At 72.7% G+C, this 19,659-nt stretch carries 14 protein-coding genes; 6 read left to right on the plus strand and 8 right to left on the minus strand.

The features are described 5' to 3' along the window. Positions 1-103: 103 nt before the first annotated feature. From ACY34K_RS25910 to ACY34K_RS25920, 3 genes are all read right to left on the minus strand, one after another. On the minus strand, positions 104-1,225 hold the full coding sequence (locus tag ACY34K_RS25910) for an ADP-ribosylglycohydrolase family protein (RefSeq protein ID WP_462751148.1): 1,122 nt from the start codon (positions 1,223-1,225) through the stop codon (positions 104-106). Positions 1,226-1,318: 93 nt separating this feature from the next. Further along, positions 1,319-4,579 carry a tetratricopeptide repeat protein gene (locus tag ACY34K_RS25915; protein ID WP_462751150.1) on the minus strand — a complete coding sequence of 1,087 codons (3,261 nt, stop codon included), beginning with the start codon at positions 4,577-4,579 and terminating at the stop codon, positions 1,319-1,321. Between the two features lie 14 nt (positions 4,580-4,593). Further along, a complete protein-coding gene (locus ACY34K_RS25920; RefSeq protein ID WP_462751152.1) occupies positions 4,594-7,179 on the minus strand; it encodes a bifunctional FO biosynthesis protein CofGH in 2,586 nt (861 codons plus the stop codon). Between the two features lie 141 nt (positions 7,180-7,320). Here ACY34K_RS25920 and ACY34K_RS25925 point away from each other — a divergent pair, with 141 nt between their 5' ends. From ACY34K_RS25925 to ACY34K_RS25935, 3 genes are all read left to right on the plus strand, one after another. Beyond that, positions 7,321-7,758 carry a hypothetical protein gene (locus ACY34K_RS25925; RefSeq protein ID WP_462751154.1) on the plus strand — a complete coding sequence of 146 codons (438 nt, stop codon included), beginning with the start codon at positions 7,321-7,323 and terminating at the stop codon, positions 7,756-7,758. A 6-nt stretch (positions 7,759-7,764) separates the two neighbouring features. Next, the gene (locus tag ACY34K_RS25930; RefSeq protein ID WP_462751156.1) at positions 7,765-9,582 is read left to right on the plus strand and encodes an alpha/beta hydrolase; all 1,818 of its coding nucleotides are present in this window, start codon (positions 7,765-7,767) and stop codon (positions 9,580-9,582) included. Positions 9,583-9,643: 61 nt separating this feature from the next. Then, positions 9,644-10,090: a hypothetical protein gene (locus ACY34K_RS25935; protein WP_462751158.1), complete on the plus strand. Its 447-nt coding sequence runs from the start codon at positions 9,644-9,646 to the stop codon at positions 10,088-10,090. On the opposite strand, the gene ACY34K_RS25940 is transcribed toward ACY34K_RS25935, so the two are convergent. Continuing rightward, positions 10,087-10,914, minus strand: coding sequence for a TIGR03619 family F420-dependent LLM class oxidoreductase (locus ACY34K_RS25940; RefSeq protein ID WP_462751160.1), 828 nt, complete (start codon positions 10,912-10,914; stop codon positions 10,087-10,089). The genes ACY34K_RS25935 and ACY34K_RS25940 overlap by 4 nt on opposite strands. 89 nt (positions 10,915-11,003) lie before the next feature. Between ACY34K_RS25940 and ACY34K_RS25945 the strand changes: the two genes are divergently transcribed. The 3 genes from ACY34K_RS25945 (at position 11,004) to ACY34K_RS25955 (ending at position 13,705) form a co-directional block, all read left to right on the plus strand. Beyond that, the gene (locus ACY34K_RS25945; RefSeq protein WP_462751162.1) at positions 11,004-12,485 is read left to right on the plus strand and encodes a CehA/McbA family metallohydrolase; all 1,482 of its coding nucleotides are present in this window, start codon (positions 11,004-11,006) and stop codon (positions 12,483-12,485) included. Positions 12,486-12,555: 70 nt separating this feature from the next. After that, positions 12,556-13,341: an IclR family transcriptional regulator gene (locus tag ACY34K_RS25950; protein ID WP_462751164.1), complete on the plus strand. Its 786-nt coding sequence runs from the start codon at positions 12,556-12,558 to the stop codon at positions 13,339-13,341. Positions 13,342-13,378: 37 nt separating this feature from the next. Next, positions 13,379-13,705: a putative quinol monooxygenase gene (locus tag ACY34K_RS25955; RefSeq protein ID WP_462751166.1), complete on the plus strand. Its 327-nt coding sequence runs from the start codon at positions 13,379-13,381 to the stop codon at positions 13,703-13,705. Between the two features lie 127 nt (positions 13,706-13,832). Here the strand turns inward: ACY34K_RS25955 and ACY34K_RS25960 are convergent, their stop codons facing one another. The 4 genes from ACY34K_RS25960 to ACY34K_RS25975 form a co-directional block, all read right to left on the minus strand. Then, positions 13,833-14,165 carry a cupin domain-containing protein gene (locus tag ACY34K_RS25960; RefSeq protein WP_462751168.1) on the minus strand — a complete coding sequence of 111 codons (333 nt, stop codon included), beginning with the start codon at positions 14,163-14,165 and terminating at the stop codon, positions 13,833-13,835. Positions 14,166-14,278: 113 nt separating this feature from the next. Then, the gene (locus tag ACY34K_RS25965; protein WP_462751170.1) at positions 14,279-15,850 is read right to left on the minus strand and encodes an APC family permease; all 1,572 of its coding nucleotides are present in this window, start codon (positions 15,848-15,850) and stop codon (positions 14,279-14,281) included. Positions 15,851-16,174: 324 nt separating this feature from the next. Next, complete coding sequence (locus ACY34K_RS25970) at positions 16,175-17,629, minus strand: aldehyde dehydrogenase family protein (RefSeq protein WP_462751172.1); 1,455 nt, start codon at positions 17,627-17,629, stop codon at positions 16,175-16,177. Beyond that, a complete protein-coding gene (locus ACY34K_RS25975; protein ID WP_462751174.1) occupies positions 17,626-19,365 on the minus strand; it encodes an N-acyl-D-amino-acid deacylase family protein in 1,740 nt (579 codons plus the stop codon). Before ACY34K_RS25975 ends, ACY34K_RS25970 begins: the two co-directional genes overlap by 4 nt. Positions 19,366-19,659: the final 294 nt, after the last annotated feature.

Raw genomic sequence — 19,659 nt, forward strand, 5'->3', positions numbered from 1 at the left:
GCCTGCGCGCCCACCGCGAGGCAGCGGAGCGGGACGAGGCCCTGAGCCGGATCAACCGCGACGGGGCCGGGGCCGGCGGCGCCGCCGCGGCCGTGCCGGACGGTCAGCCCCTGGGGTAGCGGGCCAGCCAGCCCGGCGCCGACACCGCGGGGCCGTGCAGAGCCGGGCCCTGGGTCATCTCCATGGCGAAGTCGTCGGCGAGCTCCAGGACCGTGGAACGTCCTTCGAGTTCGGCCAGCCAGGCCGGCGGGAGGGCGGTCTCGCCGTGCAGGGCGCCCAGCAGCGCCCCCGTCAGCGCGCCGGTGACCTCGGACGGGCCGTCGTGGTTGACCGCGAGGCGCAGCCCGTGCCGGACGTCCTCGCTGACCAGCGCGCAGTAGACGGCGATGGCCAGGGCGTCCTCCGCCATCTCCCCGTCGGTGTCGCCCAGGGACGCGATCCGGGCGGGGCTCGGGATTCCCTGACGCACGGCTCCGAGGGCCTGCTTCAGCGCCTCGGTCACCGGCTCGTGGCCGGGGCGGGCGGCGAGCTGGGCGAAGGCCCGCTGGACGGAACCGTCGAGTGTCTCGCCCCGGGCCAGGCCGTGCACGATCACCGCGAAAGCGCCGGCCGCGAGGTACGCGGCGGGATGGCCGTGCGTCTGCGTCGCGCACTCCACGGCCAGCTGGCACACCAGCTGCGGTTCCCAGCCGACGAGCAGCCCGAACGGCGCGGACCGGACCAGCGCGCCGCCGTCCCGGGCCGCGGGGTTCTTGGGGTTGTCCAGGGTGCCCAGGATCTCGTCGCCGAGACCCGTCAGCGTGGCGCGCGACGGGTCGCGGCGGGCGTACAGCCACTCCTCCTGGGCGAGCCAGCCGTTGTCCTTGCGCCGCTCGTCGGGGCCCCACTCCCGCTGGGTGGCCGCCCAGCGCAGATGGGCCCGGTGCACGTCGGTGGGCGGGTGCCAGGCACCGGTGTCCCGGCGGACCTGGGCGCGTATCAGCCCGTCGACCGTGAAGAGGGTCAGCTGGGTGGCGGAGGTGATGCTGCCCCGGCGGCCGTGGACGGGCACGAAGTCGGCGACCCCGTCGGCGCCGTGCGCCTCTCTGATCGCCTCCACGGACAGCGCGGACACGCCCGCGCCGAGGGCGTCGCCGATGGCGGCCCCGAGGAGACAGCCGCGTACCCGGGCCCGGAAGTCCTGCTGCTCGGCACGGCCCCAGACGGCCGTCGCTGCTGTGCTCACCGAGCCTCCATCCGTCACTCGCCCACTGGTCGACGTACGCCTGCGCGCAGCACTGTAATCGAACGGGTGGGGAGGTCCCGGTGTGCGGGAGCGTTATGTGGCCGGACGCCCTTCGGGCCGGTTCCGGGCACGCTCCAGCCGCTCGCGCTCACCGCGCGCCAGGTCGGTCTCGTAGCCGAGTTCCAGACAGCGGTCGAGGTCGGCGAGCGCCGCGGCCACGGCGCCGGTCGCACGGTGGAACAGGGCCCGCAGCAGGTGGGCGTGGCCTTCCGAGGTGTCCAGGGCGACGGCACGGTCCAGTTCCGTCCCGGCCTCCTGCAACCGCCCGAGGTCCTGGAGGACACCGCCGCGCTCGGCCACGATCCAGGCCCTGTCCGGCGCGAGCGCCTCCGCGCGGTCGAGGTCCCGCAGGGCCTCGTCGTACCGCCCGAGGGCCCTCAGCGACTGGCCACGGCTGCCGACGGGCCAGTAGTCGTCCGGGGCGAGCGCGACGGCCCGGTCGTAGTACCCGATCGCTTCCTCGTGCCGGCCGGCACGCCGGTGCCTCTCGCCGGCCAGGGTCAGGAGCTTCGGGTTCCCGGGTTCGAGGGCGGCGGCCCGTGCCCAGTCGGCCAGTTCCCCACCGGGGCCTTCGAGGACCCGCCTCACCGAAGCGCGCACGGTCAGCGTCAATACGCTGGTGCCGTCCAGCTCCACCGAGCGGTCGAGATCCGCGCGGGCCTCTTCGAGGCGCCCCAGGCTCTCGTACAGCTGCCCGCGGCAGGTGAGGGCGGAGGCGTTGTCCGGATCGATCTCCAGCGCCCGGGAAAAGTCGGCGAGCGCCGCCTCGTGGGCCCCGGCGTCCCTGTGGGCGACGCCGCGCCGCGTCCGGGGCCAGCCGTCGTGGGGTGCGGCCGCCACGGCCCGGTCGAGCTCGGCGAAGTGGCCTGAGGTATCGCCTCGGCGCAGGCGGATCTCGGCCCGCCGGACCAGCGCCCACACATAGTCCGGTTTCAGTTCCAGCGCCCTCGCCAGGTCCGCCAGCGCCGCGTCCGTCCGGCCGAGCGCCTCCTCGGCCATGGCGCGGCTGCCGTACGCCCACGCGTAGGCGGGGTCGACGGCGACGGCCCGGTCGAACTCGGCGACGGCCTCCTCGTACCGCCCGGCGTGGCGGAGCGTCTCGCCGCGCTCACCGATGATCCAGGGGTCGTCGGGGCGGAGTTCCGCCGCCCGGTCGAGGTCCCGCAGTGCGCCTTCGGTGTCGCCCGTGCCCCGCACGATGTGGGCCCGGCGGTGCAGCGCCCACACGTAGTCCGGCTCGATGTCCAGCGCCAGGTCGATGTCCGCCAGGGCGTCGACCGGCCGGTCGAGCATCTCGTGCACCGCCGCCCTGGTCGCCAGGGCCGTCGCGTCGGACGGGTCCAGGGCGAGAGCCCGGTCCAGTTCCGTGAGCGCGTCGCGCGCACGGCCGGCGCGGCGGTGGGTCTCGCCCCGCTCGCGGGCGATCCGTGCCGTACCGGGACGCAGCTCCTCCGCCCGGGTCAGGTCCGCGAGCGCCGCGTCCCATGCGCCCGCCGCGCGGTGGGTGAGTCCGCGGTCGAACCAGCCGCGCCAGTCGTCCGGGGCGAGGGCCAGGGCCCGCTCGCAGTCGGCGAGCGACGCGTCGTACCGCTCCGCCACGCGGTGACGGAAGGACCGGGCGGTCAGCGCACGCACCTGCCCGTCGGCGTCGAGGCCGCCGCGTGCCAGCAGCAGTCCCAGCACCCGGACGACGCCCTGCCGCTCGTCGCCGAGCGCGTCCAGGCAGTCCCGCCCCCAGCGCCGCAGGACCTCCGCGTCGCCGTCCTTGCCCGCCGCGGCCAGGGTGCGCGCCCAGCGGCGGGCGACGGCCGTGCCCTCCCGGCAGGCCTCCACGCCGTCCAGCAGGGCCGCCGGGAGCGCCGTGCGCGGTGCGGCGCACAGCAGGTGGTACTGCTCCTCGTCGCGGGCCTCGCGCCACACCGGGTCCTTCCAGCGCCGGTCCGGGTCCAGCCCGTGGGCCGCCTCCTCCCGGGCCCGGGCGAACGTCGCGGCGAGCCGCTCGTGTGCCTCCCGCCAGCGGAGCGGCGAGTCCGTCCGCCGGAGGCGCAGCATCGGGTCGCGCACGACGTCGTGGTACTGGGCGTGGTCGTCGCGCTCGGACACGAACGGCAGGCTTCGCAGCCAGCCGAACAGCTGCCCGTCGCCGCCGGTGGCCGCGGTGAACACATCCTCGTTCAGCCGGCGCGGCAGCGCGCAGGCCAGGGCGGCGGCCCGGCGGTCGGGATCGTGCTCCCACTTGAGGAAGCGGTCCACCGCCGTCGCACCCGCGGTGTTCGGTTCGCCGGGGTTCTCGGCCAGCGTGGAGACCAGGACGGGCAGTCCGCCCGACAGCCGCAGTACGTCCTGGACCACCGGCTCGGCCACGATGCCCCTGGCGGACAGCAGCCGGCGCGTCTCGGGTTCCGTGAACGGTTCCAGCGGCAGGTCCTCGACGAACTCGGCGAGGTCCGCCCAGCAGGCGGGGTCGAGACGCGGCTGGCCGGCCAGGGTGAGGACGACGTTCCCGGGGAGCGCCCCGTACGGCGTGCCGCGGACCAGGTCGCGCAGCCAGGTGTCGAGGAAGGGCCCGGTGCGCTCGTACGTGTCGAAGAAGAGCGCCACCCACGGGACCTCGGCGGCCACCCGGTCCAGTTCGCCCAGCAGCACGGGTGTGAGCACCTTGAGCGGGTCGAGGACGAGCTGCACGTCGGCGGGGTCGTGGAAGCGCGCGCTGAGCACCGCTCGCAGCTGGTCCCCGCGGCGCGCCACCCGGGCGGGGTCGAAGGCGCCGGCGAACGCGCCGACCACCGGCAGCATGCCCGCGGCGATCAGCCCGGCCTGCGCGGCGGCCATGCTGCCGGGGGACGGTGCGGAGGGCGGTACGGCGGGTGTGGCGCCGTCCGGCCGCGGCGCCGCTTCGGCGACCGCGGACATCTCCGCCTCGTGGCGGCGCTGCCTGTAGGTCGCGAGTTGCCGGTCCAGCGCCTTGAGGGCGTGGCCCCGCCGGGCGAAACGGGTGCTGATCGCGGCCATCGCCTCGGGCACGCTGTTGACGTCCTCGTCGACGTACGCGGTCAGGGCCCCGCGCGCGTCGGCCGCCTCCTGCAGCTCCCGCACCAGTGTCGTCTTTCCGACGCCCGCGTTGCCGCGGACGTGGAAGACGAACCGGTGCCGCTCGTCGTCCGGTGCGGTGTCGAGGTTGTCGCGGAACAGGGCCTTCTCGTGGCCCCTGCCGACGAATCCGGCGCGCCGCCGCCTTTCGATCAGCTCCCGCATCGACGGCCGCGCGGCCCCCGCCCCCGCTCCGGACCTCATGAGGCCAGTATGGGTCAGTCCGTCAGCACCGGCAGCAGTTCCGGCAGATGACCGTCCGACGCGGTCGCCGTGCGCTGGCGCTCCTCGGGCACGTCGCCGTACAGCGTGGTGCGCGGCCGCGCGGGCCGGCCGGCCGCCTCCGCGATGGCGACCAGGTCCTTGATGGAGCGGTACGAGCCGTAACGGGAGCCGGCCATGCGGGAGATGGTCTCCTCCATGAGCGTGCCGCCGAGGTCGTTGGCACCGGAGCGGAGCATCTCGGCCGCGCCGTCCGCGCCCAGCTTCACCCAGCTGGTCTGGATGTTCGGGATGTGCGGGTGGAGGAGGAGACGTGCCATGGCGGTGACGGCCCGGTTGTCGCGGACCGTGGGCCCGGGCCGGGCGATGCCCGCCAGGTACACCGGGGCGTTGGTGTGGATGAAGGGCAGCGTGACGAACTCCGTGAAACCGCCCGTCTCCCGCTGGATGCGGGCCAGGGTGCGGAAGTGGCCGAGCCAGTGGCGGGGCTGGTCCACATGCCCGTACATCATCGTCGACGACGACCGGATGCCCAGTTCGTGGGCGGTCGTGACGACCTCCGTCCAGGTGGCGGCCGGCAGCTTGCCCTTCGTCAGCACCCACCGCACCTCGTCGTCGAGGATCTCGGCGGCGGTGCCCGGGATGGAGTCGAGTCCCGCCTCCTTGGCGGCGGTCAGCCATTCGCGGACGGAGAGCCCGGTGCGCGAGGCGCCGTTGACGACCTCCATCGGCGAGAAGGCGTGCACGTGCATACCGGGGACGCGCTTCTTCACGGCCCGCGCGATGTCGAAGTACGCCGTGCCGGGCAGGTCGGGGTGGATGCCGCCCTGCATGCACACCTCGACCGCGCCGACCTCCCAGGCCTGCTGGGCGCGGTCGGCGACCTGGTCGAGCGAGAGGGTGTAGGCGTCGGCGTCGGTGCGGCGCTGGGCGAAGGCGCAGAAGCGGCAGCCGGTGTAACAGACGTTGGTGAAGTTGATGTTGCGGGTGACGATGTAGGTCACGTCGTCGCCGACGACGGACGTGCGCAGGTCGTCGGCGACCCGGCACAGGGCGTCGAGCGCCGGCCCGTCGGCGTGGAGCAGGGCCAGGGCCTGGTCGTCGGTGAGCCGCTCCGGGTCGTCGGCGGCGACGGCGAGGGCCTGGCGCACGTCGGTGTCGATGCGCTGGGGCACCATGCCGGGAGCGGCGGCCTCGCGCAGCGCGTCCCAGTCGCCGTACACCTCGTCGAAGTCGTCGCGCCGGTCGTGCGTGCGGCCCTCGGTGTCGATGGTGCGGTGCAGGTCGGTGCGGCCGGAGGCGGCGGTGAAGCCCTCGTCGGGTTCCTGCCAGGGCAGGCCGCGGACCTCGGCGTCCGGGTTCGCCAGGCCCGTGTCGGGGTCGGCCAGGGCCCGCACGTGCGGCCGCAGCCGCGGGTCGAGCCAGGGCTCGCCGCGCAGCACGAACTCGGGGTAGACACAGAGGCGTTCGCGCAGCTCGAATCCGGCGGCCGCGGACCGTTCGGCCAGCGCCTCGATCCGGGGCCACGGCTTCTCGGGGTTCACATGGTCGATGGTGACGGGCGAGACGCCGCCCCAGTCGTCGATCCCGGCGCCGATCAGCCGCGCGTACTCGCCGTCGACGAGGTTCGGCGGGGCCTGCAGATTGCCGGCCGGGCCCATGATGTGCCGGGCGACGGCCACGGTCGCGACGAGGTCGTCGAGTTCGGCGTCCGGCATGCCGCGCATGGCCGTGTCCGGCTTGGCGCGGAAGTTCTGGATGATGAGCTCCTGGACGCCGTGGTAGGCGCGGGCGACTCGGCGCAGCGCGAACAGCGACTCGGCGCGCTCCTCGTAGGTCTCGCCGATCCCGATGAGCAGCCCGCTGGTGAACGGAACGGACGAGCGCCCGGCGTCCTCCAGGACCCGCAGCCGCACGGCCGGCTCCTTGTCGGGCGAGCCGTAGTGCGGTCCGCCCGGCTCGGACCACAGGCGGGTGGCCGTGGTCTCCAGCATCATGCCCATGGACGGCGCGACGGGCTTGAGCCGCTGGAAGTCCGTCCACGACAGGACGCCGGGGTTGAGGTGCGGGAGGAGGCCGGTCTCCTCCAGGATGCGGATGGCCATGGCCCGGACGTAGGCGAGGGTGTCGTCGTACCCGTGCGCGTCGAGCCACTCCCGGGCCTCGGGCCACCGGTCCTCGGGCTTGTCGCCCAGGGTGATGAGGGCTTCCTTGCAGCCCAGTTCGGCGCCTTTGCGGGCGATGTCGAGGACCTCGTCGGGCGACATGAACATCCCGTGCCCGGCGCGGCGGAGTCTGCCGGGAACGGTGACGAAGGTGCAGTAGTGGCATTTGTCCCGGCACAGCCGGGTGAGCGGCACGAACACGCTCTTCGAGTACGTGATGACCCCCGGCCGCCCGGCGGCCCGCAGCCCGGCGTCCCGCACCCGCGCGGCCGACGCGGCGAGATCGGTGAGGTCCTCCCCGCGCGCCTGCAGCAGCACGGCGGCCTCGCCCACATCGAGCGCCACCCCGTCCCGCGCCCGCTTCAGGGCACGGCGCATGGCGTTCTCGGTGGGTCGTCCGGGCTCGTGAGACGTCATGCAGCGAGCATACGAGCCGCGCCGCGAGGGCGAGGAGGCGAGCACAAGCCGGTACGGATTGAGTACCTGTACTCACGCCCGGCCGCGTGCCGGTGCTTAGGATGGCGCCCGGCATCTGATCAAGTTTTCGGGGGAACGCTGGTGGCACTCAACACCAAGTGGGACGAACTGTTCGGAACGGGTGATTCCGGGGCCAGGATGCAGCTGGCCTCGACGGCGGCGGCGGACAGCGGCGGCGGAGGCGGTCCGAGCGGCCCGGACCTGAAGGCGGACGAAGGGCCCTGGACCAAGGCCGGCGGCGTGGCCGGATCGCTGCAGATCTCGACGGCGGGTTCGCTGACCGATCTGACCACCGCGAGCGAGGGCGTCGCGGGCGGCACCGAGGGCTTCTCCTCGACCGGCACGCTCAATGAGGTGCTGGAGTCGTGGAAGACCCGCCTGACCGCGGTCCGCGACGAGTGCGAGCGTCTGCAGGGCGCGCTGAAGACCGCAGGCAAGGAGTTCGGGGAGCGCGAGGTCACCACCAAGGACAAGATCGCCAAGGCGGTGCCGCCTCAGCAGCCCAAGACCGGGGGGTGACCGGCGATGCCCACCTGGCAGCAGCTGCGCGACGTCAAACTGTCCGAGTACACGGACGCGGCCGACGGCTGGGGCAAGGTCTCCGGCCGGTCCAACGGGGACAAGGACCGCGTCGACAACGAGATGCTGGCGAAGATCCGCGGCAGTCAAACGGGCGACGCGGCCAAGGCCGCCACCTCCGACCTGGAGCAGCTCAGCCGCAACTACCAGTACCTGCACACCGAGTGCGGACTGATCCGCACGGCGCTCAACGGTCTGGCGTCCGAACTCGCCGGCCCGCAGAAGAAGCTGAAGCAGGCACTCGAGGACGCCGAGAACCTCAAGTTCACGGTCAATCCGGACGGTTCGGTCCAGTACCCGGCCGGCGGTGAGAACCTCCTCGACAAGAAGCCGATCCCGGGCGGCAGCGCCTCCGGATCGCAGTTCCCCCTCCTCAACCCGCCGCTGCTCCAGCCGCAGGGCCCGTCGCTGCTGCAGCCGCAGAGCCCGTTCCCCGGGTTCACCGGCGGCAACCCCAACCAGGCCAAGGCCCAGGCCATCGCCAACAGCATCGCGACCGCCGTGCGCGAGGCCGCCGAGATCGACGGCCGCTACTCCGGTGTCCTCGCCAAGCTCAAGGCCGGCCCCGGCCTCACCGTCGACGACAAGACCCTCGTCGACGCCGCCGCGGACACCAAGGCCGTCCAGGAGGCCGCCGGCAAGTACGTCGACGAGAGCAAGATCCCCAAGGGCAAGAGCACCGACGAGAACGCCGCCTGGTGGAAGGGCCTCACGCAGGAACAGCGCGACGAGTACGCCACCCTCTACCCGGCCTCCATCGGCGCCCTCGACGGCCTCCCCTCCACGGTCCGCGACGACGCCAACCGGATGGTCTTCGCCGAGACCAGGGCCAAGTACGACCTGGAGCTGGCGGCCATCCCGCCGGAGCCGAAGAAGTTCCAGTCGCACGGCCCGCGCGGCGGCATGGTGTACACCAAGGAATGGCTGGACTGGCACCACAAGTACGAAGACCGCAAGGAGAAACTGGAATCCCTCAAGCCGGGTCTGGACGCCATCGAGGCGCGTCTGGAACGCCAGCACAACAGCGGTCTCCCCGAGGCGTACCTGCTGCAGTTCCAACCGGAGAAGGACGACGGCCGGGTGATCCTCGCGAACGGCAACCCGGACACGGCGGACCACACGGCGGTGTACGTCCCGGGAACGAAGACGAACCTCCCGACCATCAGCGGCGACTTCGACCGCATCGACCGGCTGTGGTCGGCCACCAACGGCATGGTGCCCGGCCAGAAGGTCTCGACCATCGCCTGGTTCGACTACAACGCGCCGGACACGATCTACACCGAGGCGTCGCGCAACAAGTTCGCGGACGAGGGTGCGCCGACTCTGCGCCAGTTCATGAACGGTCTGGAGACCGCCCAGGGCGGCCCGGACAAATCACACACGAGCCTCATGGGCCACAGCTACGGCTCCCTGGTCATCGGTGTGGCCACCCAGCAGGGTCAGAGCGCCGGTCCCATCGCCGACGACATCATTCCCGTCGGCAGCCCCGGCATGCAGGTGGGGCATGCGCGGGAACTGGGTGTGGGCGCCGACCATGTGTGGTCGATGGGCGGCGGTGGCGACGACGAGGACGTCCGGAAGGGCGGCCGACTGGTGGGCCACGGCGGGGACTGGTGGAACGTGCCCACGGACCCGGAGTTCGGCGGAAACATCATGAAGAGCGACTCCCCCGATCACGTGGGCTTCTGGGAGCCGGGCTCCCGCAGCCTCGCCAACCAGGCGGCCGTCATGGCCGGCAAGTACGACGAGGTGATCCACAATTAAGCGACTCGCACCGACCCTGGCGGCGCTGCTGGTGTGCGCACTACTGACGGGATGCTCATCCATGGAGAAGAAGACGGCCGAGGTCCGCGACGCCCAGCGGATGGAGACGGAGACGGGCAAGACCTCCAGCCGCATCCTGGAGATGATCGGTCTCAAGGGGCAGGTCACCAAGCCCGGCCCCGGGCCGCTGGCCTGCTCGGGCTACGAGCCCGAGGGCAAAGTGGTTCAGATGGTGCACACCTGGAGCATCTACGGCCTCCCGTTCGAAGAGCTCGAAAAGGGCTACGTGCGCATGCGCACGGCCTTCCCCGAGAACGGCTGGAAGATCACCTCGGACGGCCCGAACAAGAGCAAGGCGAAGACGCCCACCATGGGGGCCGACTCTCCCGACGGCGACTTCTCCGCGGAGATCAGGCTGATGGACAACCGCAAGGACCCCGACCCGACGTCGGTGCTCTACGTCACCGTCGTCTCCCGCTGCTTCGAGGACGCGAAGGCCGACTCCTAGAGGTACCGCGCGAACTCGTCCAGCACCCGCAGCACCCCCGCCTCGTCCGCCGGGGGCAGCTGCAGTACGACCTCGGTGATGCCGAGGTCCGCGTAGTGCGCGAGCTTGCCCGGCGTGGGGCGGACCGCGTAGGGCACGACGTCCAGGTTCTTCGGGTCGCGGCCCGCCGCCTCCCAGGCCGCGCGGAGGCGCGGGAGGGACTCGGTCAGGCCGCGGCCGCCGATCGGCAGCCAGCCGTCGGCGTACTCGGCGATGTGGGCGAACAGCTTCGGGCCCTCCGCCCCGCCGATCAGGGTGCGCGGGGCGCCGCCGGCCGGTTTGGGGTGGGCGTGGGAGGCGCGTACCGAGGCGGTCTCGCCCTGGTACGCGGTCGGTTCGGGGGCCCACAGGGCGCGCATCAGAGCCATGCGGTCACGGGTGCGGGCCCGTCGGGTGGTCCATTCGACACCGTGGTCGGCGGCCTCCTCGCGATTCCAGCCGTAGCCGATGCCGAGGGTGAAACGGCCGCCCGAGAGATGGTCGAGGGTGGCGACCTGCTTGGCCAGGTCGATCGGGTCGTGCTGGGCGACCAGGGTGATGCCGGTGCCCAGGGTGAGCCGCTCGGTGACCGCGGCGGCCTGACCCAGTGCCACGAACGGGTCCAGCGTGCGGCCGTACTCGCGCGGCAGCTCGCCGCCCGCCGGATAGGGGCTGGTCCGCTCGGTCGGGATGTGGGTGTGCTCGGGCAGATAAAGCCCGGCGAACCCGCGCTGCTCCAGCTCGCGCGCGAGCCGTACGGGAGTGATCGTCTCGTCCGTCAGGAAGATGGTCGTCGCGATGCGCATGGGGCCAACGTATGGCGTACCGCGGCGAATTCCGAGAGGGTCGCCTTCCGTTGTCGGCACGTTTACGGACCGCCAGGAGGGTGGCACCCATGAGCGGATCGATCGGAAGACGCGGGCTGGTCGTGACCGGCGCCGCGAGCGCCCTTACGTTGGGGGGCGTGAGCTTCGCGAACGCCGCGCCCGGCGGCGGGGACCGGACCGAGGTCGTGCGCGGCACGCTGCCGCCCGGCTCGCCCGACTACGTCTACCTGCCGGTGGAGGTACCGCGCGGGGTGCGGGAGATCCATGTCTCGTACGCGTACGACCGTCCTCCCGTCCCGGCCGGGACGCAGGGCAACGCCCTCGACATCGGCATCTTCGACGAGCGCGGCACCGAGCTCGGCGCTCGGGGCTTCCGCGGCTGGTCGGGCGGGGCGCGTACGGAGTTCTTCATCCGGGCGGACGAGGCGACGCCCGGCTACCTCCCGGGGCCGGTGCGCGCCGGGACCTGGCACGTCGTGCTCGGTCCCTACACGGTCGCGCCCCAGGGACTGGCGTACACGGTCACGGTCACCCTGCGCTTCGGCGCGCCGGGCCGGACGCCCGCGCCGGTGTACCCGCCGGAGCGGGCGAAGGGCCGGGGCCGGGCGTGGTACCGGGGCGACTGCCATCTGCACTCCTGGTACTCGGACGGCCGCCGCACCCCCGCCGAGATCGCGGCTCTCGCCCGGGCGGCGGGCCTGGACTTCATCAACTCCTCCGAGCACAACACCCATGCGGCACACGCCCACTGGGCCGACGCGGCCGGTGACGACCTGCTGGTGCTGCTCGGCGAGGAGATCACCACCCGCAACGGTCACGTCGTGGCGGTCGGCACCGACCCGGGCACGTTCGTGGACTGGCGCTACCGGGCCCGGGAGAACCGGTTCGGCCGCTTCGCACGGGAGATCCGGAGGGCCGGCGGGCTCGTCGTGCCGGCCCACCCGCACGCCCCGTGCGTCGGCTGCGCCTGGAAGTTCGGCTTCGGCGACGCGGACGCGGTGGAGGTGTGGAACGGGCCCTTCACCGCGGACGACGAGGTGTCCCTGCAGGCGTGGGACGCGACGCTCGCCCGGGGCCGCCCGCTGCCGGCGATCGGGAACAGCGACGCCCACCGCGACCCCGACCGCGTCGGCACCCCGCAGACCGTGGTGCTGGCCGACGACCTGACGCGCGAGGCGATCCTGGCGGGCATCCGGGCGGGCCGGGTCTACGTCGCCGAGTCGTCGGCCGTCTCGCTCGCCTTCTCGGCGACGGGCGCCCGCGGCGCCCGCGCGGGCATCGGGGAGCGGCTGCGGGTGCCGCAGGACACGCCGGTGACGGTGCGTCTGGAGGTGACCGGCGCACCCGGCCGCACGGCGCACTTCGTCACCGACCGGGGCACGCTCCACACGGCGGCGCTGCCCGCGTCGGGCGACGGCATCGTGGAGTGGACGACGACCCCCGCGTACGCCGCCCATGTGCGCGCGGAGGTGCGCCACGCCCCCTCGGTGCCCGGCCTGCCCGGCCCCGTGGCCGCGTTCACGAACCCGGTGTTCCTCGGCGGCGGGTGACCCGGCGGAGCCCCGGAGGAGCGGGGGCGGGTGAGCACCCGGCCGGCGGTGGCCCCGTAGGCTCGTCGGCATGACCACCTCCCCCACCGGCCCCACCGGGCCCCGGTCCGTCGACCGCGCGCTGGAGATCCTCGACGTCGTGGCGGAGGCGTCCGGGCCGGTGGGGGCCAAGGCGCTCGCGCGGCGCCTGGGGTGCTCGCTGTCGACCGTGTACCACCTGCTGGGGCCGCTGACCGAGCGCGGGCACCTGGTCAGGGCGGACGGCGGGTACGCGCCGGGGCCGCGTCTCACCGTGCTGCACCGGTCCTTCCAGCGGCACGTCGGGCTCGGGCCCGCGGCCGGCCCCGGACTGGCCGAGGTGCTGGGCCGGCTGCGGCGGGCCGGCGGGGCGGAGGCGTACTTCTCCGCGTACCACGACGGCCGGATCACCATGATCGACAGTACGGCGCCGGTCACCGAGACCGATCATCCGTTCGTGCCGGGGCCCGAGGTGCGGGCCCACGCCACGGCGCACGGCAAGGCGCTGCTCGCCGGGCTGTCCCGGACGGCACGGCGGCGCTATCTGGCCGATCACGGCATGGCCCGGCTGACGGACCGCACGATCACCGACGCCGAGCGGTTCGAGGCCGAGCTGTCCCGGGTGCGCGGGCAGGGCTTCGCGGTGTCGGTGGGCGAGGCGGACCCGGCGTACACCTGTCTCGCCGTGGCGCTGCCCGCCCGCGGCGACGGGCGGCTGCACGCGTTGTCGGTGTCGCTGCCGACGGTGGAGTTCCGCCACCGGCAGGGCCGGATCCGGGCGGCCGTGGTCCGGGCGGCGGGCGCGTTTCCGGCAGTGCCGGAATCCTGGGCGCGGTAGCTGGACGGGCCGGGCGCGCCGGGCCACCGTGGACGGCATGATCTTCATCGCCGTCCGTTTCCCCGTCCGCCCCGAGTACAGCGACCAGTGGCTCACGCTGGTCGACGACTTCACGCGCGCCACCCGTGCCGAGCCGGGGAACCTCTTCTTCGACTGGTCGCGCAGCGCCGACGACCCGAACCTGTTCGTCCTGCTGGAGGCGTTCGCGGACGCGGACGCGGGGGCGGTTCACGTGGCGTCCGACCACTTCAAGGCGGGTCTGGAGACGATGGCCGGGGCGATCGCGGCGACACCGGAGATCATCAACGTCGAGGTGGAGGGCCAGGGCTGGAACACCATGGCCGAGCTGAGCCCCCGGGCCTGAGGACGCCGGATCCGAAGCGCCCCCGAGGACGCCGGGTCCGAGGCGCCCGGTCCCGAAAGCTCTCGGGCGCGCGCGGCGGGGAAGCGCCGTGCACCGTCGCCGGGCCGTACGGCGGGGGCGGGGCGTCTCAGTCGTTGACCGCCGTGAGCAGCATCACCGCGTCCGTCACCGCCGTCACCCCGTGGCGTTCCGGTGGCAGCAGGTAGAGGCAGTGCCGGGTCAGCTCGACCTCCCCGGACTCGGCCGTGACCTTCACCGTGCCGCGCAGCACCTGCAGCGAGGCGGCCGGGGGCGCGTCGTGCTCGCCGAGGGACGTGCCCGCGGTGAGCGCGATGACGGTCTGGCGCAGCGGCCGGTCCCGCACGATCAGGTTGGCGCTGCGGCCGTGCTCGTCGTTCTGGGCGGCGGCCAGGTACTCCTCGGCGAGGACGTGCAGGTCGTAAGTGTTGACGTCGTCCATATCGTCCACCTTGCCCGTCCGCGCGCCCCTACGCATTACGGAGGGGCGCCGACGCGCACGGAAGGGCGGGCGCCGTGCCGTCCCACGGTGCCCGCCCTTCCCGTCCTGGGAGGTCAGTCCTCCATGACCAGGGACGGCGTCTCCCTGGTGAGGACCTCGCCCCGGAAGAACGCGGGGCTGCGGCGCTGCATCACCAGCATGATCACCACACCGAGCAGCAGCAGGCCGACACCGATCACGAAGACCGAGCCCATGCCGAGGACGGCGGAGCCGGAGCCGTAGGCCGGGTCCCACATGTCGTACAGCGTCTTGGCGAAGACCGCGGTGAGCATCAGGCCGCCCAGGGCCGGCAGGACGCCCTTGAAGAACGCGTCCTTGGCGGAGTGGGTGAGCTCCTTGCGGAAGAACCAGACGCAGGCGAACGCGGTCAGCGCGTAGTAGAAGCAGATCATCAGACCGAGTGCGTAGATCGTGTCGATCAGTACGTTCTCGCTGACCAGGGTCATCACCGTGTAGAAGACGCCGGTGGCGACGCCCGCGACGACCGTGGCGAGGCCCGGGGTCTTGAAGCGCGGGTGGACCTTCGTGAAGGAGTGCGGCAGGGCCTCGTAGGTCGACATCGCGAGGACCGTGCGGGCGACCGGGATGAAGGTGGTCTGCAGGCTCGCGGTGGCGGAGGCGAGGACGGCGACGAAGAGCGTGATGCCGAGGACGCCGCCCATGACGGGGCCGGCGAGGGCCGCGAAGACGTTGTCCGAGGTGTCGGGGTTGGCCAGGCCGAGGCCCTTGTCGCCGGAGCCGGCGATCATCTGGGCGGCGATGCCGGTGGCCAGGTAGGAGCCGACCAGCACCACCATGGTGATGAGCGCGGCGCGGCCGGGGGTCTTCGCGCTGCCGGTGGTCTCCTCGTTGGTCGCCATGCAGGCGTCCCAGCCCCAGTAGATGAAGATGGCGAGGGAGAGGCCGGCGGTGAAGGCGGAGAAGGACTCCACCGCGAACGGGTTCAGCCAGCTCCAGGAGAAGTCGGTGCCGGTGGTGAACTCGGGGCTGTCCACCTTGCTGAACGCCATGACCACGAAGATGGCGAGGACGGCGAGCTGCAGCCCCACCAGCGTGTACTGCACGCCCTTGGTGGCCGTCATGCCGCGGTAGCTGATCGCCGTCGCTATGGCGATCAGGATCAGACAGGTGAGGATGTGGACGGCTTTGTTGTCGTCCAGCGCGGCGATCTCCGGGTTGCCGGCGATCTCACCGGCGAGCAGCCAGAAGTACGAGGTCGCGACCCCCGCCAGGTTGGAGAGCACGATGATCGTCGCGATGACGAGGCCCCAGCCGCACATCCAGCCGACCTTCGGGCCGAAGGCCTTCACGGTCCAGGTGAAGGAGGTGCCGCAGTCGGGCATCGCCCGGTTGAGCTCGCGGTAGGCGAAGGCCACCAGGAGCATCGGCAGGAAGCCGGCCAGGAAAACGGCGGGCATCTGCAGCCCGACCTCGCCGGCCGTGGAGCCGAGCGTGGAGGTGAGGCAGTAAACGGGGGCAACCGTCGAGATGCCGATGACGGCACTGCCCATCAGCCCGACGGAGTTCCCGCCGAGCCCCTTGGTTCGTACGTCAAGGGTGTCGCCCGTGGCGTTGACGCCCCTTACCGTGTCTCCGGCCTGGGGCCGTGCTTCCACCTGAGTCATGAACAGGACGTTAGGTGCTGCGGTTTCCACATACGGACGATGGAACTCCGCGATCTTTTCCTTGCATTACATGGGTCAATGCCCCTGCTTGGCAAGGAATAGAAGATCCGAGCGGAGCGGTGCCGAGCGATTGGCGGGCACGGTGGCCGACGTTCGACATACGGGAACCGCAGCGTTGTCCGATTTACCCCTTTACAAAGTTTCCCAAGCCTTTTTTCGGCGAGGACATTCCCGGCTTCGCCCGTCCGGGTGCCGACAGGTTCGGCCGCCCGGGTCAGCCCGGATCAGCCCCGATCAGTCCCGATCGGCCCGGATCAGCCCGGATCAGCCCGGCCAGACGATCGCCTGCAGCTCGCTGTACGCACGCAGGGCGTACGAGCCCACGTCCCGTCCCACCCCGCTCCTCTTGAAGCCACCGAACGGCGCCTCCATGTTGCGGCTGATCGTGTTCACGCCCACTCCGCCCGCGCGCAGCCGCCCCGCCACCCGGAAGGCCCGGGCCACGTCCCCCGACCACACGTAGTCGATCAGGCCGTACTCACTGTCGCCGGCCAGCGCGACACCCTCCTCCTCGTCCTCGAACGGAACCACCACCACGACCGGACCGAAGATCTCCTCCCGGACCACCCGCATGTCGTTCGTGCAGTCCACGAGAAGGGTGGGGGCGACATAGAACCCCTTGCCGAACGCGGGCCGCTCCCCACCCGCCACCACCCGGGCGCCCTCCTTCCTGCCCAGCTCCACGTACGACTCCACCCGGTCGCGGTGCGCCGCCGAGATCACCGGGCCGACCACCGTGCCCCGCGCCCGCGGATCGCCGACCTTCAGGAGACCCGCGTACGCCGACAGTTTCTCCACCAGCCGGTCGTGTACCGAACGGTGCGCGATCACCCGGGTCGGCGCCGTGCAGATCTGGCCGCTGTAGAACGAGAAGGTGGTGCCGATCCCCCGCACCGCCGCGTCCAGGTCCGCATCCTCGAAAACGAGCGCCGCGCCCTTGCCACCCAGCTCCATCAGCTGCCGCTTCATCCCCCGGCCGCACACCTCCCCGATACTCCGCCCGACGGCCGTGGACCCGGTGAAACTGACCATGTCCACGTCCGGGGAGTCGACCGCCGCCCGGCCCGCGTCCGGGCCCGAACCGGTGACGACGTTCACCACCCCCGGCGGCGCGCCCGCCTCCTCCAGAGCGCGGGCCATGCCGTACACGGACAGCGGGTCCTGCGGGGCGGGCTTCACCACCACCGTGTTGCCCATCGCCAGCGCCGGGGCCACCTTGCCCGCCGCGTTCGCCCACGGGTTGTTGTACGAGGTGACGCAGGTGACCACACCGACCGGGCGGCGCACGGCCACCGCCCCGACCACACCAGCGGGGCCCATCGGTCCCCCCTCGTCGACCTGCGGCGGCAGAGCCTCCTCGACCGGTTCCAGCGCCCCCCTCGCGTACCGCCGGAAGCGGGCGATCGCGACCGCCACCTGCATACCGCGGGCTGTGGCCGTCGTCGCGCCGCTCTCCGCCTGCGCGAGAGCCGCGTGCCCCTCGAAGTCCCGGGCCATGACGTCGGCGGCCCGGGCCAGGACCGCCGCCCGCTCCTCCGGCGCCGTACGCGACCAGGACGCGAACGCCTCACGGGCGGCCCGGGCCGCCTCGTGGACCTGGGCGCGGCTCGCCTCGGGCGCGAGACCCACCACCTCCTCCGTGGCCGGGTCGACCACCTCGTAGTGGCCGGCGTCCGGCTCGGTCCACTCCCCTCCTATGAACAGCCGCTCCCCCTTCACCTGGTGCTCACCGTCCTCGTGTCGCGGCCCGAGCGCAGCACCTTGCCGGGGACGGCGCCGGTGATCTCGTCGTCGCGGATCGTCTCCACGCCGTTGACCCGGACGGAGACGATGCCGACCGCACGCGAGTCGAGGCGCGGGCTGTCGCCCGGCAGGTCGTGGACCAGGGTCGCCGCGGCCGCGTCCACCCGCTCCGGATCGAACAGGACCAGATCCGCGTGGTACCCCTCCGCGACACGGCCCCGCTCGCGCAGGCCGAACAGACGCGCCGGGTCGTCGGTGAGCATCCTCACCGCGTTCTCCAGACCGGTCAGCCCGCGACCGCGCAGACAGTCGCCCAGAAAGCGGGTGGTGTACGGGGCGCCGCACATCCGGTCGAGGTGCGCGCCGGCGTCGGAGCCTCCGAGCATGACGTCCTCGTGCTCCCACGTCTCGGCCCGCAGCGCCCAGGAAGCGGGGTCGTTGTCGGTGGGCATGGGCCACAGGACCGTACGCAGATCGTCGTTGGCGCAGATCTCGACCAGGCACTGGAACGGGTCCTGTCCGCGTTCCGCGGCGATGTCCCCCACGACCCGGCCGGTCAGGCCCTCGTTCGCCCCGCTGTACGTGTCGCCGATGACGTACCGGCCGAAATGCGCGAGACGCCGGAAGACACCGGCCTCCCTGGAGTCGGCGCGGCGCAGCATCTCCGCCCGCACGGCGGGATCGCGAAGCCTCGCGATCCGCTCCCGGACGGGGAGCGACAGGACCTCTCCCCACCCGGGGATCAGGTTCAGCGCGCAGAACGTCCCGAGCGACATGTTCATCGGTGTGAGGATCGGCATCGTGAGCGCGACGATCCGGCCACCGGCCTTGCGTGCGCGCTCGGAAGGGACCAGCTGGCGGGGAACCCGTTCGGGCACGGCCGCGTCGATGGTCAGCACGTTCCAGTTGAGCGGGCGGCCCGCGGCCGCCGTCATGTCGACCAGCAGGTCGATCTCGGCGTCCTCGAACTGGTCCAGGCAGCCCGCCACGATCGCCTCGATCTGCGTGCCCTCGTGCTCGCCGACCGCCTCGCACAGGGCGAGCAGTTCGGTCCGGCTCGCGTGCCGGGAGGCCACGGGGCGGCCGTCGCCGTCCGAATGGGTCGAGGAACGGGTGGTGGACAGGCCCCAGGCGCCGGCGTCCATCGACGCGTGCAGCAGGTCCAGCATCCGCCGGAGCTGGACGTCGGTGGGCTGCCCGCCGACGGCGTCCGGGCCCATCACGTACCGGCGCAGGGCGCAGTGCCCCACCATGAACCCCGCGTTGACGGCGGTACGTCCTTCGAGTGCGTCGAGATACTCGCCGAAGCTGTGCCAGTTCCACGGGGCGCCCTCCTCCAGGGCGACCAGGGACATGCCCTCCACCTTGGACATCATCCGCCGCGTGTAATCGGCGTCCTCGGGGCGCGAGGGATTGAGGGGCGCCAGCGTGAAGCCGCAGTTGCCGCCCGCGACCGTCGTCACGCCATGGTTCATCGAAGGCGTGGCGTACGGGTCCCAGAACAACTGGGCGTCGTAGTGCGTGTGCGGGTCCACGAAGCCCGGAGCGAGCACCAGGCCGGTGGCGTCCTCGCTGGTACGGGCGGGCTCCGTGACGGTGCCGGGCGGGGCGACCGTCGCGATGCGGCCCTCCCGCAGACCCACGTCGGCGGTGCGGGCGGGGGCGCCGGTGCCGTCCACGACGGTGGCGCCCTTGATCAGGTGGTCGAGCATGACGTCCTCTCCTGCGCGGGTTCTCTCGTCTCCTCGCGCGTTCCGCGCGTGCGGGCCCCGGGCGGAGGCGGCGTGACCGGCCGCGGGCACGCCGGCCTCCGCCCGAGGCCTCTGGGGACGGCGGCCCGGGATGCCACCGCCCAGTCGGATGCCCCCTGCGGGGGCGCCGCTCGTCAGTACGTGGACCGCCGCCCCCGGGCGCGGGTGCGGTGCCGGCCGGCGGGGGCCCGCCTCCTTGCGGGTGCGGCCTCGGTGCCTGCCGGTGGGTGGGGGGTGTGGCCCCTCCGGGCTCGA

The organism is Streptomyces sp. STAM6, assembly GCF_054963715.1.

Bases quoted from the DNA above. Each gene is read 5' to 3' on its own strand.
- ACY34K_RS25965 (WP_462751170.1), bottom strand. From the start codon at position 15,850: ATGACTCAGGTGGAAGCACGGCCCCAGGCCGGAGACACGGTAAGGGGC.
- ACY34K_RS25940 (WP_462751160.1), bottom strand. From the start codon at position 10,914: ATGCGCATCGCGACGACCATCTTCCTGACGGACGAGACGATCACTCCC.
- ACY34K_RS25955 (WP_462751166.1), top strand. From the start codon at position 13,379: ATGATCTTCATCGCCGTCCGTTTCCCCGTCCGCCCCGAGTACAGCGAC.
- ACY34K_RS25975 (WP_462751174.1), bottom strand. From the start codon at position 19,365: ATGCTCGACCACCTGATCAAGGGCGCCACCGTCGTGGACGGCACCGGC.
- ACY34K_RS25920 (WP_462751152.1), bottom strand. From the start codon at position 7,179: ATGACGTCTCACGAGCCCGGACGACCCACCGAGAACGCCATGCGCCGT.
- ACY34K_RS25915 (WP_462751150.1), bottom strand. From the start codon at position 4,579: ATGAGGTCCGGAGCGGGGGCGGGGGCCGCGCGGCCGTCGATGCGGGAG.
- ACY34K_RS25960 (WP_462751168.1), bottom strand. From the start codon at position 14,165: ATGGACGACGTCAACACTTACGACCTGCACGTCCTCGCCGAGGAGTAC.
- ACY34K_RS25935 (WP_462751158.1), top strand. From the start codon at position 9,644: ATGGAGAAGAAGACGGCCGAGGTCCGCGACGCCCAGCGGATGGAGACG.
- ACY34K_RS25950 (WP_462751164.1), top strand. From the start codon at position 12,556: ATGACCACCTCCCCCACCGGCCCCACCGGGCCCCGGTCCGTCGACCGC.
- ACY34K_RS25930 (WP_462751156.1), top strand. From the start codon at position 7,765: ATGCCCACCTGGCAGCAGCTGCGCGACGTCAAACTGTCCGAGTACACG.
- ACY34K_RS25945 (WP_462751162.1), top strand. From the start codon at position 11,004: ATGAGCGGATCGATCGGAAGACGCGGGCTGGTCGTGACCGGCGCCGCG.